15 protein-coding genes and 1 tRNA gene are annotated in these 15,993 nt (G+C 54.0%); 4 read left to right on the forward strand and 12 right to left on the reverse strand.

Annotation, left to right across the window (positions count from 1 at the left end):
* Nucleotides 1-3 precede the first annotated feature (3 nt).
* From L1S32_RS06365 to L1S32_RS06375, 3 genes are all read left to right on the forward strand, one after another.
* The gene (locus L1S32_RS06365) at nucleotides 4-147 is read left to right on the forward strand and encodes a hypothetical protein (RefSeq protein WP_278154194.1); all 144 of its coding nucleotides are present in this window, start codon (nucleotides 4-6) and stop codon (nucleotides 145-147) included.
* A 578-nt stretch (nucleotides 148-725) separates the two neighbouring features.
* Complete coding sequence (locus L1S32_RS06370) at nucleotides 726-1,121, forward strand: nucleotidyltransferase domain-containing protein (RefSeq protein ID WP_278154195.1); 396 nt, start codon at nucleotides 726-728, stop codon at nucleotides 1,119-1,121.
* A 522-nt stretch (nucleotides 1,122-1,643) separates the two neighbouring features.
* Nucleotides 1,644-1,853: an NYN domain-containing protein gene (locus L1S32_RS06375; RefSeq protein ID WP_278154196.1), complete on the forward strand. Its 210-nt coding sequence runs from the start codon at nucleotides 1,644-1,646 to the stop codon at nucleotides 1,851-1,853.
* Nucleotides 1,854-2,002: 149 nt separating this feature from the next.
* Here the strand turns inward: L1S32_RS06375 and L1S32_RS06380 are convergent.
* The 4 genes from L1S32_RS06380 to L1S32_RS06395 form a co-directional block, all read right to left on the reverse strand.
* Nucleotides 2,003-2,087: transfer RNA gene (locus L1S32_RS06380), tRNA-Leu, on the reverse strand.
* Nucleotides 2,088-2,595: 508 nt separating this feature from the next.
* Complete coding sequence (locus L1S32_RS06385; protein WP_278154197.1) at nucleotides 2,596-4,341, reverse strand: transporter substrate-binding domain-containing protein; 1,746 nt, start codon at nucleotides 4,339-4,341, stop codon at nucleotides 2,596-2,598.
* Nucleotides 4,338-8,228 carry a PAS domain S-box protein gene (locus tag L1S32_RS06390; RefSeq protein ID WP_278154198.1) on the reverse strand — a complete coding sequence of 1,297 codons (3,891 nt, stop codon included), beginning with the start codon at nucleotides 8,226-8,228 and terminating at the stop codon, nucleotides 4,338-4,340. Before L1S32_RS06390 ends, L1S32_RS06385 begins: the two co-directional genes overlap by 4 nt.
* 325 nt (nucleotides 8,229-8,553) lie before the next feature.
* Nucleotides 8,554-9,072: an Hsp20/alpha crystallin family protein gene (locus tag L1S32_RS06395; RefSeq protein ID WP_278154199.1), complete on the reverse strand. Its 519-nt coding sequence runs from the start codon at nucleotides 9,070-9,072 to the stop codon at nucleotides 8,554-8,556.
* Nucleotides 9,073-9,497: 425 nt separating this feature from the next.
* On the opposite strand from L1S32_RS06395, the gene L1S32_RS06400 reads away from it, so the two are divergent.
* Nucleotides 9,498-10,244: a hypothetical protein gene (locus L1S32_RS06400; RefSeq protein ID WP_278154200.1), complete on the forward strand. Its 747-nt coding sequence runs from the start codon at nucleotides 9,498-9,500 to the stop codon at nucleotides 10,242-10,244.
* A gap of 116 nt (nucleotides 10,245-10,360) precedes the next feature.
* Here the strand turns inward: L1S32_RS06400 and L1S32_RS06405 are convergent, their stop codons facing one another.
* From L1S32_RS06405 to L1S32_RS06440, 8 genes are all read right to left on the reverse strand, one after another.
* Entirely contained in the window at nucleotides 10,361-10,591 is a 231-nt protein-coding gene (locus L1S32_RS06405) for a hypothetical protein (RefSeq protein WP_278154201.1), read from the reverse strand.
* Between the two features lie 8 nt (nucleotides 10,592-10,599).
* Complete coding sequence (locus L1S32_RS06410) at nucleotides 10,600-11,421, reverse strand: HAMP domain-containing protein (protein WP_278154202.1); 822 nt, start codon at nucleotides 11,419-11,421, stop codon at nucleotides 10,600-10,602.
* Nucleotides 11,422-11,684: 263 nt separating this feature from the next.
* The gene (locus L1S32_RS06415; RefSeq protein ID WP_278154203.1) at nucleotides 11,685-13,439 is read right to left on the reverse strand and encodes a DUF2070 family protein; all 1,755 of its coding nucleotides are present in this window, start codon (nucleotides 13,437-13,439) and stop codon (nucleotides 11,685-11,687) included.
* A gap of 57 nt (nucleotides 13,440-13,496) precedes the next feature.
* Nucleotides 13,497-14,390, reverse strand: a complete 894-nt coding sequence (locus L1S32_RS06420) for a carbohydrate kinase family protein (protein ID WP_278154204.1) — start codon at nucleotides 14,388-14,390, stop codon at nucleotides 13,497-13,499.
* A complete protein-coding gene (locus L1S32_RS06425) occupies nucleotides 14,387-14,728 on the reverse strand; it encodes a DUF555 domain-containing protein (RefSeq protein ID WP_278154205.1) in 342 nt (113 codons plus the stop codon). The genes L1S32_RS06420 and L1S32_RS06425 overlap by 4 nt, the downstream gene beginning before the upstream one ends.
* Nucleotides 14,729-14,739: 11 nt before the next feature.
* Nucleotides 14,740-15,267 carry a nitroreductase family protein gene (locus L1S32_RS06430; RefSeq protein WP_278154206.1) on the reverse strand — a complete coding sequence of 176 codons (528 nt, stop codon included), beginning with the start codon at nucleotides 15,265-15,267 and terminating at the stop codon, nucleotides 14,740-14,742.
* A complete protein-coding gene (locus L1S32_RS06435) occupies nucleotides 15,254-15,610 on the reverse strand; it encodes a hypothetical protein (RefSeq protein ID WP_278154207.1) in 357 nt (118 codons plus the stop codon). Before L1S32_RS06435 ends, L1S32_RS06430 begins: the two co-directional genes overlap by 14 nt.
* Before the next feature lie 70 nt (nucleotides 15,611-15,680).
* The gene (locus L1S32_RS06440) at nucleotides 15,681-15,983 is read right to left on the reverse strand and encodes a DUF5350 domain-containing protein (RefSeq protein WP_278154208.1); all 303 of its coding nucleotides are present in this window, start codon (nucleotides 15,981-15,983) and stop codon (nucleotides 15,681-15,683) included.
* Between the last annotated feature and the right edge of the window lie 10 nt (nucleotides 15,984-15,993).

Consider the following 15,993-nt stretch of genomic DNA (forward strand, 5'->3'; position numbering starts at 1 on the left):
TCCATGAAAGAAATCGAACAGGAAGTTCTCAACAACATCCCGGACCCGATTGCAAAGCTCGTCTGGGAGAAATGGATCGCAGAAGGAAAGGCCCGGCTTATCCTGCCGAACGGGGAGATGCAGACATGCAGCCGGCAGTTCCGATAGAAGGCAGCCCCACAAAGAAGCCATGTCCCAACATAGGTCTTACCGGAACTGCCGATGAACAATCGGTGGCTGAAAATAAAAATCCGCGAACACTGCAGGCACGCCCATCACTGCGGGCCCCATCCCGCTTTACCTCGTCCCGCAGACCATCTCTGCAGAGATCCATGAGCACGGCGGGAACATCTCCGGGATCACCATCCGGCGGACCAAACACCACGCCTACGCGATTACCCTGATCAAATCCGGGGCGCAGGCGAAGACAGCAGAAAAGGCAGGTGAGATAGATGCAGCCTGAACCCGGCACGCTTGCCCGGGCGAGAGGGGAGGACCTCTTCCGTCATCGTAACGGAGGAGACCTACTACCTTGGACGGGATGATATTCACGCCCGGGTCTTCTGCGGGCAGAGTGTCCCCTTCTCCGGTTTGAAGAAGACGGCGTCTGCTCCAACGGCGCCATCTTCATGGTCACCTTCATCGACGGCCACATCACCCAAATGCCCGCCCGGCCCCGACCAGATACTCCCCCCGCACAAACGTTAATGCAGGAGAGATGCCACCCATGACCACGGAGGACGGAAATGAAACCAACAGAGGAGGATATCCGGCATGCACTCAATCGGCTCAGGACACTTGCGGGATTTGAAAACGTACGGTTTATCATCCTCTTTGGCTCGGTCGCAGAAGGACGGGCGACAGATACCTCTGATATTGACCTCTGTATCTATTACGCCGGGACGCCTGATGAGGGACAGCAGTTCCGGTTTGCGGCCCTGACCCTGTTGTGTGACGACCGGTATGACATCCGGATATTCGATAACCTGCCGCTCTATGTCCAAAAAGAGGTTCTGCGGGGCCGGGTGCTCTACTGCCCGGATGAGCGGTATCTCTATGATACTGCACACGAGACAATCCGGGAGTATGACGACTTCAAACACCGCCTGGATGACTATCTCGGGGTACGGGCGATCGGATGAAACCAGACGTCCGTGCTATAATTGATGATGGCATCAGAAGAGCTGTGTCCATCCAGGGTCTTTGTGGTATCGATCTGAATTTTATGAGCCATTCACAAGGGAATACATTTATACCATTTTAAGGTCGACAATTCAGTGTTATACGCGCTATCGTTCTGTGAAAACGGGACGATAGTTTCTTCTTACTTTTCGTAATATTATCTGAATGAATAATCGGGTAGCTGTTTTTATCGGTAGTGGATATGTTTCCAAGGTACTCTCGAATGATGTCCGCATGGACTTCATGAAATTTTGTGATAAAGCCTGCGGAGACAAGGAACGCCTGAGAACCTATTTCTATGACTGTATGCCATATCAGAGCGAACCTCCCACAGAGGACGAAAAGACAGATATTCCCGGTATTGCAAATTCAGAAATTCCATTGAGAAGCAGCCGCGGTTTCAGATGCGGTTTGGATAATTAAGTAAATCCAAGAGTGGTGATTATGAACAGAAAAGAGTCGACATCCTCCTTGCAGTCGAATTGGTAAGACTGAGCTGGGCACATCAGATCGGACATGCCATTATTGTCACCGGGGACAGCGATTTTGTTCCTGCGGTCGAAGCAGCAAAGGATGCAGGAGTCATTACTTCACTCTATTATTCAAGGAAATCCATTCATGACGAACTATTACAGGCTGTCGATGAACGATATGAAATGAATGACGAGTTCATCCAGTCGGTGAGGAGGTAATCGCTACTCTCTGGAAGCAATAATACAATCCATTGGATTTGGAGAGATGATAGCACTAAATTCCCAGTGTTTTTAACAATTCTTTGGATATTTACAGGAATTGTGGCGTTTTCCACAATTAACTATAATCCATATCAAAAATACCAAAATGCGAGGGAAGGGATTCGAACCCTCGAATACCTGCGTAACTGGATCTTAAGTCCAGCGCCTTTGGCCTGGCTTGGCTACCCTCGCACAGAAAAACCCGAACCGGGACCAAACGAAGACCGGGATACGGGAACCGGGCCGCCGACAAATACACCGTGCTCCTTTTTTGAGAAACACCGGCACCTGCCTCTTTCGTCCGGAGAATGATTTTCAATGCGTTCAGTACATCAACGCGCTCAACGATCAGCGCCCGATGCCTCCCATGCACTCCGTGCCGGAGTACTGGATAGTATACATTGCTGTTCAGGGGTAAAAATGTGGTGGAGTGAATTGGCATGCGGGCAACGGATACGGTCCGGGGGCGGGGGACAGAAGCCGGGCGGAGGACAGGGGCCGGAGGCACGTGCGGAGAAGACGAGAGTGGAGGGGAGGTGAACGGAGAGAGAAAGAGGAGAGATGAAGCGGGCCCGGTTGTTCTGTCCGGGGCAGGATATATCAGGGTCTCACCGGCTGAACACCAACCGGTCGGAACGGGAATTGTTCATTTCTCATCCGTATCAGAATCTGCATCTGGGACAGTATCTGAGACATTATCTTATACTTTATCTGAGACAATACCTGAAACAGTACCGGAATCTACATCTGAGCCATTATCTGAATCTTTGTCTGAATCATTGTCCGAATCCCCCTCCTCATCCCCATAGAAATCCAGATGTTTGCGCAGGAATTCCCGGATTTTGGAGGATTCAATCCATCCCTGGTCCAGTCTCGTGATGATCCCGTCGATGATGGTCACCTGATCGTAAATGATCTCCCTGGAATTTTCAAAATCCATGTCCGTCACGCCGGTGATGACCATCAGGGGATTTCTTATTTCATCGTTCAGGGTTGCAAGCTGCGTGAGGTTCTCTTCGATCTTTTTCAGGGCATCCGTCTCAATACGGCGTGATTCCCGCTCTTTTGTGATATCACGTGCTACCTGGAGGATATACACCTTACCTTCATGGTTCAGGAAACGCATTTTGACCTGAACCGGAAATACCGAACCGTCTTTTCTCATGTGCTCCGTATAAAAGGAAACCTGCCCAATCCCATTGGCAAGTTTTTCCATGATCATTTCACGGTCCGGGGGGGACATCCGGCAGATATCCCCGGTATTTCTTCCCATCAGTTCATCATGGGTGTAGCCAAGACTGCGGCTGGCCGCATCATTCACCTCAACGATCGTGCCGGCTGACTCTTTCGCATCATAATCACAAAGGAACACCGCCTCATTCAGTGAATTGAACAATGCCTGGTACTTGTCCTTGCTTTCCTGAAGACGTGCCTTCACCTTCTTCTGCTCGGCGAGCTCATCCTCCAGTTTTGCCGATGTTTTCGTCAGCCTCTTCCTCAGGGAAACCGACCATAACAGCGCCCCTGCAAGAAGGATAATAGCAGGCAGAAGGACGAAAACAACAATCTTCATCAGGGTGGCAAAGAATTCCCGTTCCTCATATACCCCAAACCATTTGTTGTATATCTGATCGTACCTTCCGTTTTTCTTGATAATCGCAAGGCCTTCATCGATAGTGGGAAGAAGAACACTTCCATTTGCCGATGCGGCAATGCAGTAGTCCCGTATTTCCAGCGGGTGGCCGGTCGGGTGTACACCGGTAATCCCAAACGAATTGATGAGATATTCCCCGTGGAGCTTCGAGATGAGGGCCGCATCACAGGCCCCGGAAGAAACGAGCATCAGCGCATCATACTGATTTTTCACCGGAATGATAGTGTTTGAAGGGTCGAGGCCGAGGGCATAATCATGCATAATGTCCCCCTCTTCAACAGCAATCTCCTTTCCCTTCAGATCATCAGAATTACTGATATCCGAGCCATCCCCAACAAAAACGGCATGCGAAACCGTGATGTATGGCCGGGAAAAATTAACAACAGCGTCACGGCCCTCAGAGTAGAACATACCGCTTACGAGATCAATATTACCGCTTTCGAGATCGCTTCTCACGTCCTGCCACGGCCCCGGCCGGATACTGATATTCAGGGACATCTCCTCAGCCACGGCATTCATGATATCGATATTAAACCCGCCCGGCCGGCCGCTATGATCAACGTACTCATAGGGGGGGAAATATTCGTCGGCACCGACGATGATCACATGATCAGCAACGTGTGAGGCAGATGCCGGTGCGATGCAGGCACTGAGGAAGAGAATAATTATCAGGACCGGTATCCGGTCCCTGAGGCCGGTTCCCGGACAGCAGTCCGGATTGGACACAGGGGTACCTCCTCCGTTCATGGCGGCGGGGGCCCGGCTCCGTTCAGATCTGATTCTCCCCGTCATTCACCTGCCTCCCCTTTTGATGATGCGGCCCGGAACATGCCTTCCGGCACGTGGATCTCGAACCGTGCCCCGGCACCCGGTGTCCCGGTCTCCGTTATGGTCATGCCGGTGATGGAAAGGATCTCACGCGAGAGAAAGAGCCCGAGCCCGGAGTTCTTAAAATACTCTCTCCGGAATATCTTCTCCTTCGCATCCGCAGGAATTCCTACTCCGTCGTCCTCGCAGATAATGATGAGCTCTCCAGGCTTCTCTTTGGTATAAAACGAGATCCCGGTGATGGTTTCCCCGTGTTTGACCGCATTATCGATGAGATTATAGATCACCTTCTCAAAGAGCGGGTCGGCAAAAACCTCGATATCCTCTATCGCATTGTGAACCCGGATCGTTCCGAATGACGGTGTCCGTTCCACATTCCCGATCACACTGCCCACATTGAACCAGTCGGGCGCCTGTTCACCGAGGTCCTTATAATACCCGGTGAACGTGATCTGCCGCTCAATCGTCTCGACGGCTCCCGTGATCTTCCTGAGATACTCCTCCGTCTTAGTGCCGGGCGGGATCTCATTTTCAAGCTCAATCATCTCAAGATATCCTGCTGCACCCGTGATCTGGTTGAGGATATCATGGCGGGTGATGCTCGACAGCAGATTTATCTTCCGGTTGACCTCCCGCACTGCCTCTTCGGCCTTCTTGCGTTCGGTAATGTCCCTGCCGATTCCCAGCACACCGGCCACACGCCCTTCCGGATTGTACAATGGCGTCTTGATGGTCTCAAGGAGGACACGCCTCCCATCGACAGCGAACGTTATCCATTCCTCGTTTACGCTGGGTTTTCCTGCTTTCGCAGCCTTCCGGTCATTATCCCGGAAGAAGTCGGCAAGCTCCCGGTTAACAAAATCATAATCGGTTTTTCCGACAATATCATCCTCTTTCGCACCGAGCAATTCCTCGAATTTTGAATTGCATGCAAGAAACACACCATTCTCATCCTTGAGCCAGATAAGGTCGGGAATGGTCTGGATGAGAGTCCGCAGGCGTCCTTCGCTCTTCCGGAGCCTCACTTCAGTCTGCTTCATCACGGTGATATCGCGGGCGATAGTGCAGGAGTAGTCCCCGCCTTCAAAGGAGATGCGGTACTTGATGAGATCGACCGGATATGTGGTCCCGTCGGGGTGCCGGTGCACGGATTCGAAACGGAAATACTCCTCCCCCTCAAGCCTCTCCCAAAGAATTTCCCATTCTTCCGGATTTATCCCCGGATTGATATCAAAGATTGTTGTTTGTATCGGGGAATCGGATGCGATGCCGAAGGACGAGCGTGCATGCGCATTGGCATATACAATCAGACCGTCCCGGTTGGTAAAATAAATCTCATCCGGAGAGTGATCGAATGCGAACTTTGTCCTCTCCAGCAGAGATTCGGCCTCTTTCCTCCGTGTGATATCATCGATGATAAGCCGTGCACCGTCCGGGGCATCGCCCCTCCATATCGGCGAAATATGAATCCTGAGAGAGACCATCTTCCCATCAGGCAGGGGATTTTGCAGTTCAAGTTCGGGGTACTCCGCTCCGTTCCCGATTACATCATTCATGACATCGGCAAACCCGGCATTGATGAGATGCCTGGTCTGCAGCAGATTGATCCCCCCTGTATTCCCGGTCTCCGGAAAGCCAAGCATCTCAGGCACTTTTCTGTTTACATAGGTGATTCGTCCTGCCCGGTCACAGGTCAGGATGCCGATGGGAGCATTGTCTGCAAGATCACGGTACTTCTCTTCCGATCTCCTGAGCTCTTCTGCCATCAGTTCACGGTCGGTGATATCCTGAATCTGCACGAGGTATCCGGAAATCACATTTTCAGAGGTTTTCAGCGGGGTGATGAGTACATTCAGCCAGATGGAGCCACGGCGGGATGTGGAGTACAGGTTCAGTTCCCGGACCTTCTCAAAATCAAAATTAACTTCATACCTGAGAGTCTTTCCTTCGGCAAGCTGTTTTTTTCTCTCATCACTGATATTGGGATCTTCAAAGAGCGAGAAGCCGGAAAGCACCTCCCGGTCATCCACGCCAAACAGCTCAAGGCAGGCCGAATTTGCGTGTGTCAGGGAGCCGTCCCGGTCATAGAGTTCGATTGCAATCGGGGAGTTGTCATATATCGCCCGGTACTCCTCCTCACTTCTCCGGAGCGCTTCTTCCGCCTCTTTTCTCCCGGTAATATCTCTTGCGACGCCGATGAACACTTCACGGTTGTGCCACCATCCGCGGGCGATCTTCGTCTCGACATCGATCAGGCTCCCATCCTTTGCCATTACCGGAACGGAAAAGGAGTCCTGTGCTCCTGCACGCATCGCCCCGAAATTACCGGGCACCTCTCCCCGTCTCTCCCCGGGGTGCAGAAGAATGAACGCCGTTCCGACCAGTTCGTCCTTATCATAGCCGAGCCGCCGTATGACCGTCTCGTTCACCGTTACGATGCGCCCCTCCCGGTCAAGGATGAAGACCATCTCGCCGAGTGAGTTGAAGAGCACCTCCAGATTCTTTGCATTTCTCTTCACCTTCTCCTCGGCAGCAAATCTCTCGAATGTGCTCCCCAGCTCTGCACCGGCCGACAAAAGAATCTCTTTTTCGTCTTCGGATATGTCATACCGCCTGGCGCTTACGGCATTCAGGGCCCCTACGATTCTCCCCTTTGCAACCAGAGGGACACTGATGAGTGAGGAGAAGCCGGTGATATCCGCAACCTCAGGGGAGAACACTTCGAGATTGTTGGAAATTATAGGTTTTCCTTCGAGGAAGAGCGAACAGAAGGGCGGTTCATCCACAGACACCGTTTTGATGATCTCAAACAGCGGCTCAGGGATATTGACGGAATGGACAATTGATGCGCTCCGGGTATCCGGATCGACGATATAAATTCCCCCGCCCTCAAAGTCGAGGAGCGAGAGAATGGAATCAAGAACATTCCTGAAGAGGGAGGCGGGATTTTCAGCCTCGTTTGCCGTTGTGATGATATTATTGAGAACAGAGAGTTTCTTTGAATGGTGGGAGAGTCCGGCATTTGCCTCCCTGAGCTTTGTCTCCATCGCCTTGAGGCTGCTGATGTCGGTAAGAACTCCCTGTAATCCTGTCACCTGCCCGTCTTCAGTCACCGGACGGCCGGTGGTCTGAACCCAGATGCAGCCCCCGCCTTTTTTGAGAATACGGTACTCCGAGGACCTTTCTTTGCCTGAGAGCAGATGATCCAGCTCATTGAGTCGTTCTGCCCGGTCATCGGGGTGCACAAATTCAGTATACTGCCTCCCGATAAGCTCAGATACCGAATACCCGATTATCGAACTGATGTTCGGGGTGAGATAGGTAATCACTCCCGTTGTGTCAACAACAAAGAGGATCTCATTCATATTCTCGACAAGGGAACGGTATTTCTCCCGGCTGATCCTGAGGTCGGCCTCAGCTTTCTTCTTCGCGGTGACATCCTGGTGAACCGAGAGAATGCATGGCCGCCCCTCGAATGTGATCATCAGGCCGGATAATTGCAGGGTTTTATGCTCCCCGGAGAAAGTAACTACCTCTATTTCATAATCTGAAACAATTCCACGGGCACTGAGCTCAATTAACCATTCAGTTCTCTGCTCAGGGTCACTCCAGATGTCCAGGACATTGAAGCTGCTGAGATCTTCATCTTCCCCGTCAAAGATCTCAATGGTTTTTTTGTTTATGAGGAGAACCTCGCCTTCGGGGGATATGATGCTCAGCGACATGGGGATCTCACTCAGGATGCGACGGAACTCGTCTTCGCTCTCTCTCTGCCAGGTATGAGCTTTCGTCAGCGCTTCCATCGCTGAGGAGCGTTCATGTCCTTCTGCTGCATCCCTCTTTGTCATCATCCCGTTTCCTGAGGCCCCATTTCCAGAAAATAAAACCTTTTGAAACTAATTATTCCGGGACGTATATATATGTGGTTAATCATCCATTCCATTTATCACCGGAGCGGTAATGCCCGGATGCTTCATTTCTGTCTGCCAGAATACCGGCATTCCGTTTCAACAGACCCATTCTGCAATCCTGACGTTCGGTCTTTCAATGAACCGGGATGCAAAACCGACATCCTGTAATTCTGCACATTACAAAAAAGAGGGGAGGAGCCCCCCTATACCCGGAAACAGACGATAGCGTGATCTCCCTCACGCCATGCATCAGTCCTCCTCCCGTTCACTCAATCGCAATCCGCCGCTTCGTCTCAAGCGCACTCACCGGCAGCCGGACCTCAAGCACCCCGTTCCTGAAGGAGGCCTTGGCGCCTTCGGGGGTCACCGCCCGCGGCAGGGGCACGACACGGGAGATGGAGCCATACTTCCGCTCGTGGAGATAATACCTGCCCTCCTCGCCTTCCTCTCCTTTTTTCTCCTCCCGCTCCTCCTTGCGTTCGCAGGTGATCTGGAGCGCCTTGGGAGAGAGCAGCTCCATCGAGATATTCTCCTTTTCAATCCCCGGAATCATGTCGGCAGCGACAATGACCTCATTCTCGTCCTGGGTCACATCCACCTGGAACCCCCCGATTCCCCCTTCCCGGAAGAGGGGCACCATCTCGGCCCCATGCTCTGCCTCAGGCAGGGCAAGGGAGGAAGAAAGGGAAGACGTCGACGACATCAGGTTCATGAGCTGATCCATCTGCCGCCGCATATCCTCAAATTCGTCATAGAATGACCATCTGTAGGGTCTTCGTATCATTTCTGTACTCACCTCCTGCATACCCGGCATCACGTGCGCACATACACATACTGCTCAGCATACTGCCATACACAGCATACCCCGCACCCGGATATTGCACGGATACCCGAGTCATGCCGGTGAAAATATTTAAAGGGTTTGATCAGGACGAAATCAAAGCACACAGCACCCGTATTTTGGTTAAAAATGCTAAAATTCGCCATTTTTCAGAAATTCAGACAGACCGGAAAAAAACCACATCAAAAGGGAAAAACAGAACACAGGCAGCTCTTTATGCCGACACCCGGACCCGCAAACACCCCTTCCGTACCCTCTTTGCACCGGAATATCCCGCACCCGGCCGGACCACAATCGATATAGCGTCTCCGCCGAAGGGAACACTAGCGCAGGAAACCGCACCGAAAAATCCGGGGTGAGCAGGAGCGATGATGACAGGAAGTATCAAACAAGGGTCCGCTGCACAGGCACTCTGTGCAGCCGTGCTGCTCATCGCCTTGCTGTCCGGGGCGGCTGCCGGATACCAGATGAGCGAGCGATCATATCAGGCGGTTTCTGCCTGTTACACCGATGACCTCATCGAAGGATACGGGAACGTGCCGGTGTACCACCGGAACGGAACGGTTCTCACGACCGGCGTCATCGAAGGCCTTCCCGATGAAAAGGCCCTGGGGGACTGGCGGTACGGGATGGGCCGGATTGTAGACGATACCCGTCCGGAGATGCAGGCGTATTCCTTCCCGGACGGGCCGGTCATCTCCTGTGGATATGACCTGTTGGGCACCATCTGCGTCGGCATATGGGAAGAGGCAGACACCACCCGAAGAACACGGGGCGACATCTATGCCGTCATCGACGCGGCAGCCCGGCAGCGGGGGATTCGGGATGTGACGGTCATCTTCATCGCTGAACCCATATGCGACACAAAACCCCTCCCATGGATTGATCCAGACGAGACACCCATACTACCACCGCTTCACGAGATCGCAAACGGCTATCCGGGTGCACAGGCATACACCCAAAACACTCCTGAAAGGCAGTTCCCGTCAGGCATCACACACTCCTCCGTCTCCTCCCTCATCTCGTGCCTCTCGCCAGAGGAAAAAAACAGCCTTCTGACGGCCAAACCTCCCCGGATTCCGGGAGAATATTCCCTTCAGCAAAGCCATCACTAAACCGATTCCCGGACGAAAGAAACCACCATGAACCATCAGATTTTCTCTGAACCATTCAAATGGCCGGTTAAAAAGAATGGTATGCTCCGGCCCTGCATCTAAAAAAAGAGAGGGAATTACCCCATCTTCTCGACTTTCAAAGCCATCTCTTCGGCCTTATCCTTCCCGATCACAAGCCCACCGGAGACCCGCAGCCAGTAGGCGAGGTCTTTCAGGTGTTTTCGTTCCAGACTGGTAAAGGCCAGACCATCCAGGTGGGATTTGGTCTGCCGTTCAAGGAATCGTTCTGCTGCGGGCCCGAGGTAGAACGTGACCTCTTTTAACACCCTGTCTGAGATAAGCGACACACGACCACCTATTGGGTATCCTCATCGTCGTGGTCCATCATCATAATCTTCAGGCTGGCGACCATTCTGCCGAATGACTCCGCAAGCTGACCGATTTCATCATTCCGGTTGACATCAACCTGCACGCTCGTATCACCCATGCTGATCGCGTTCGCCGTAGTGTTCAGTTTGTGGATGTCCCGGATCATCGACCGTGCAAACAGGGCGACAAATCCGCCGGCGATCAGAACGGAGATCAGGATGATGACATAGACGATATTCCCGATGAAGTCCTGCCGGTCGATGACCTTCTGGCTGTTCATGTCGATGCCGACGATACCCACCGTCTCTCCCTGAGAATTAAGAACCGGTGCATAGCCGGAGATGACAACACCCCATTCATCAACCGTGAACTCTTTTTCAGAGACGGGCCGTTCGAATCCGATGAACATCTCCTCGGTCGGGGTATCGTATACTTCATTGATGCCTGCGGTGCCCTCGGAGATTCCGTATTCGGCATCCACGACAAAGGCGACGTCGTCACCGACTTTGCGCATCGTATAGAGGTAGAGGATCTCATCGCTGGATTCCTGAATGGTATACAGCTGATCCCGCATTGCGATAAATTCAGGAGTGGCTTCATCCCCTTCCTGCAGGGTGGATAACACATCGCCGTCCACCTGGGTGGCAATGACGCTCGCCAGTGCCGTCAGTTCATCCTGCGTTGTCTCTTTGAGCGCATCTTTGGTCTCGCCATATGTATAGAAAAAGCTCATCCCGGAGATGACCACGATCAGAATCAGAAAACTGACGGTGAGCTTCGTCATTATGCTGTTATACCATTTTACCATACGTATCACAATCCACCATTGGGATCAATATTCTTCAGTACAATCACATTTTAAGCATAAATACCTACCAAAATTGAAATTGGCGATGAAATTGGCAATAATATTTAAAACATAGCCTGAAATGAGGAAAATTATCGAAACCATTATTCCTGCGAAGAGAGGCACCCTCCTGTACGCAGGTCACTTCAGATAAAAAATGACATGTCCTCCGGGACGAATGGAAGACGGTGTGTGCCCTAACCATCCCTGTTCAGCACACTGCCCTACAACAGCACCAGATATGCCACAATCGAGAGCAGGAACGCAAACAGGAGAATCGCAAGGCCCAGCGGGGCGATGAAGGTGAGCATCGCATTCACCGTGCTTGCGAGCTGGGAGATGCGGTTTGACCCGAAGACGGTCACGCCCTCCACCCAGCCGGTGCCGCCTGCCGCCTCGGCGGGTGCAAGGTCGGCCATCGCCGCCCGGACCGCGTCCTCTGCATAGGGGATGATTGCCTCGGCCGAAACCCGGTAGCCCACCGGATTCCTGCCGGAGAGGGTATTCACCACATGGGAATCGGTGGTCATCACCTCGCACTCATCAACCACGGTCAGCAGATGGTTTCGCAGCACCTCGCGGACCCCGTGCTCCACATTATTGCCGTCAAAGAGCACGTAGGCCGTCGTCTGCCCCGCCACCCGGACAGCAAGCGCCATAATCCCGAGGTCGCCAAAACCCTCCTCACGGGAGAACGGCACCGCCCGGTGGCCGGCCCCCGCCTCAAAGGCAGAACAGGGCAGAGACGCACATCCTTTTGCCGCCGCCTCAGCCGCCTTCCAGTATTCATAGGCGGAAAGCGACCCGGCCACGACCGGTTCGGTTACATCCACCATGCAGTTGTGGGCATCCACGAACGCGACGTGCCGGTAGTGCCCCCGGCACTCCGCCATCACCGCAAGGCCGATGGCATACTCGAGGTCCTCCGTCTTCTCCGGGGACCGGGTGGCAACAAGAAGCAGGGTGTCGCCAAACCCCTGGGCGCAGATGTCCACCGTCCCGCAGGTATACCGGCGGGAAGGCGTCGCCTTCGGGAAAAAGACCGCATCCTTCCGGGACGCCTTCACCGCATCTGCCATCAGAACCACCTCACTCTCGGAGACGAGATTGAAGTCATGCGTCGCACAGCCGTGGGCGACAAAGGTGTCCCTGCCCAGCATATCATGGAGCACCTTTGGCAGATTCGCCCCGCCAATCTCCCCCATCGGGCCGGGGTGCAGGTTCGGCACGGTGAACGTGATATCCCCCCGTCCTGCACGGGAAAAGAAGAGCGACGCCTGCTGGACATAGACGTCCTCGCCAATCTCCATAAAGAAATCATCCAGCGCCTTGTCGCCGTCCGTATTGTGGGCGATGAACGCATTGATGAAATGCAGGGCGCTGATGCGGAAGTTCTTTTTGAGGGGGCGCTCCACCAGCCAGAGAAAGAGCAGCACCCCGCAGCCGAAGAGCAGGTGCAGGGCGAGCACAAAATACAGGAAATCAATACCGAAATAGAACGCACCCGCAACTGCCGCCGCAATGCTCTGCAGGGCCGCGGCAGGCACCATCCGCTTCATCCGGTAGTCGGCAATCCCCGCGAGCACAATCAGCCGGACGGCAAAGACCACGCCGAGCGCCACGGCAAAGAGCACGGGATAGAGGTTCGGATACGGCAGGAAGAGGAGCAGAAAACTCACGATCACCTGAAAGACCATGCAGGCCATCGCCAGCAGGGCCGAACGGTTCCACGTAATCTTCCCCCCGACCACCTCAACACAGGGTTTGGTCAGGATAAAGGCGAGGAGGGCGGGAATCACATAACCAAAAAAGCCGAATATCAGCAGGTAATTGCGTCCGCCGATAAATCCGGCCCCGTCGATCACCAGCCCCAGCAGGATCATTATAGCGACCGAACGCGGCCATGCGGGTGCCGCAAAAATGTACCGGGAAAGGTCTTCCAGTGCAGTATTTCCGCCAATTTCTGTCAGATTCTTCACCCCGGATGATATTATCCTAGGTTTGATCGGGTGCTATATATGGGATATGATATCCCTTCAGGGCAGAGGAACCGGCGACAGTGCACCAAAGTGCGTCCGGTAGCGTGCCGCCATCCGTTCCCAGTCCGGCAGGTTCGTCTGGCACCCGGCCATCTCCACCACAAAGGACGCGGCTGTCGTGCCGATTTCAACGGCCGTCACCGGGTCATACCCCCGCTTCTCCGCCGTCAGAAATCCCGCACGGAAGGCATCCCCGGCACCCGTCGGGTCGACGAGCGTCACCGGAACGGAGGGCACATGCACCTCTTCTTCGTCCTGATAGAGCAGACTGCCGTCCGCAGACATGGTGATGATCACCCGCGGCACCATCGCAATCAGCTCCTCACGGGAGAACCCGCCGATTGCACAGATGCGTTCGGCCTCGTGCCGGTTCACAAAGAGCAGGTCGGTGCGCTGCAAAATCCCGCAGATCTGGTCACGGGAGAACCGCACCAGGTCCTGCCCCGGATCAAACGAGACCCACGAGGCCTTCTCTGCCACACGCACACAGAAATCCGGCTCACTCGGCGCCAGATGCACGCGGTCCAGGACCGGCGCCTCTGCGTCGTTGAGCGCCTCGGACGCACCCCATTCAAAGTAGGTGATCTGGTCGTCGGTCCCGTCATTGAAGAGATAGCAGGTCGAGGAATGCATCTCCGGTTTCACAATAAACCGGCGCAGCACGCCGAGTTTTGCAAGCCAGTGATCATACTCGCTGCCGGCAAAATCGCCGCCAACCGCCGTCACCAGTTCGGCCGTCCCGCCCAACATGGCGATACCTGCCGCAATATTTGCCGCACCGCCGCCGTAGAAGACCTTGTGTGCGGTAATAAACGTAGAATGATTCTTTGCAATCAGTTCGGGAACCGTAAAGAGATGATCCGTGGTGGTGTGACCCACAACCGAGATCATTTTATCAGTTCAACCTCGATGACCTTCAGCGGAATGTCACGCAGGGACTGTCCGATAACAGACTTTGCGATCCGCTCGGCATGTGCCTCGGATTCTGCCTTGAAGACCTTCATCTCAAGGGAGAGACCCACCAGTGCAATGTTTGCCACAATCAGGGCATTGTTCAGTTCCTGTTCACAGAAGGGGCATATTGCCTGCCCAATCTCAATCTCCACAAACTTCGCCTTCGGGTTCAGCCGTTTGCCGGCCTCAGCGATGGCAATGCCGATGGCATCGTCGAGGGTGTCCACATCGCGGACAACCCATCCGGATTCCAGTGTTACGCGGTAATCACTCATTTTTTTGCCTCTTACCAGATATTTTCGTGTACGTGCTCGCCAATGGGCATCCTGCCCGCATGGGACGGGGGCAGATGACCTTTGCCTGCCGCCAGCAGAACCAGCGGACGGATATGTTCGGGGAGCCCCAGCACTTCAGAGACCGCCTCCTCATCGAAGGCGCCTGTCCAGCAGGTCTGCAGACCGCCCGCATGGGCCCCGAGCATCATATAGGTCGCGGCAATCGTCGCGTCCTGCACGGCATAGAGAATGCCGCGCTCCCCGTACTGCGACATCGAGCGGACATAATTGGCACAGACCACAAAGATGCAGGGCGCCTGCATCAGGTGCTGCTGCTGAAACGCCGCGTCAGAGAGGTCTTCACGGATGCCCTCGTCGGTGACGATGACCACATCCCACGACTCACGGTTGCCCGCCGAAGGGGCCCGCTCCGCCGCACGCACGACCGCTGCGATTTCCTCGGAGGTGAGGTCCTCGGCAGTATACTCACGGACCGATGAACGTGTCCGCAGGAATCCCTGAAATTCAGAGGAATCCATGTTCAGAAAGGAACTCCCATGCTTCCTGTGCGGGAGTCGTGGCAAGGCTTACCGCATCGCCCAGCTTCTGGGATGCGTCAGCGAACTCGTCTGCCTCAATACGTGAGATGGCCTCGCTCACACGCTCTGCCGCCTTCTGGAAGTTCAGATTCTTGGTCATATTGAATCCGAGGACCAGATTCGACCGGAAGAGCTCCAGGAAGTTCGTCGTCACGCGCTTGGCAGCGGTCTTCTCCGCTCCTTTGTAATCATACAGGGTGGCAACAATCTGTGATGCGGCGATAAGTTCCGACTTGGACCGCTCAGAAAACTGATACTCTGCAACTGCTTCTTTTGCATTCATCACAAAACCTACCGATTATCTCATATAAAAATGGGAGGGGCGATACTCTTCACCCCGCTATCTATATTATCTATTTGGATCCTTTGATGGATGCCGGGGAACGACGGATTCTCCTGCGGAACCGTGGGTCGTTTTCAGGGCCTCTGCCCCTGCCGCCGCGTGCACCGCCGCGAGCGCCGCCACGTGCACCGCCGCGTCCGCCTCTGCGTCCGTCATCCTGGGATGCACGCAGTGCCTTCTTCAGCTGGTTACCGGTCTTAAACCGCTGGTTGGGACCGGGCTTCTTATAGTTGGTTTCCTTTGCCGGGACCAGTCTGACCTGACCCGTTACGCTTTTAATCTGCGTCCACTTTGTAGTTCCTGTTTTTCCCATAGAGCAACTC

Source organism: Methanogenium sp. S4BF (assembly GCF_029633965.1).
Taxonomy (GTDB): Archaea; Halobacteriota; Methanomicrobia; order Methanomicrobiales; family Methanomicrobiaceae; genus Methanogenium.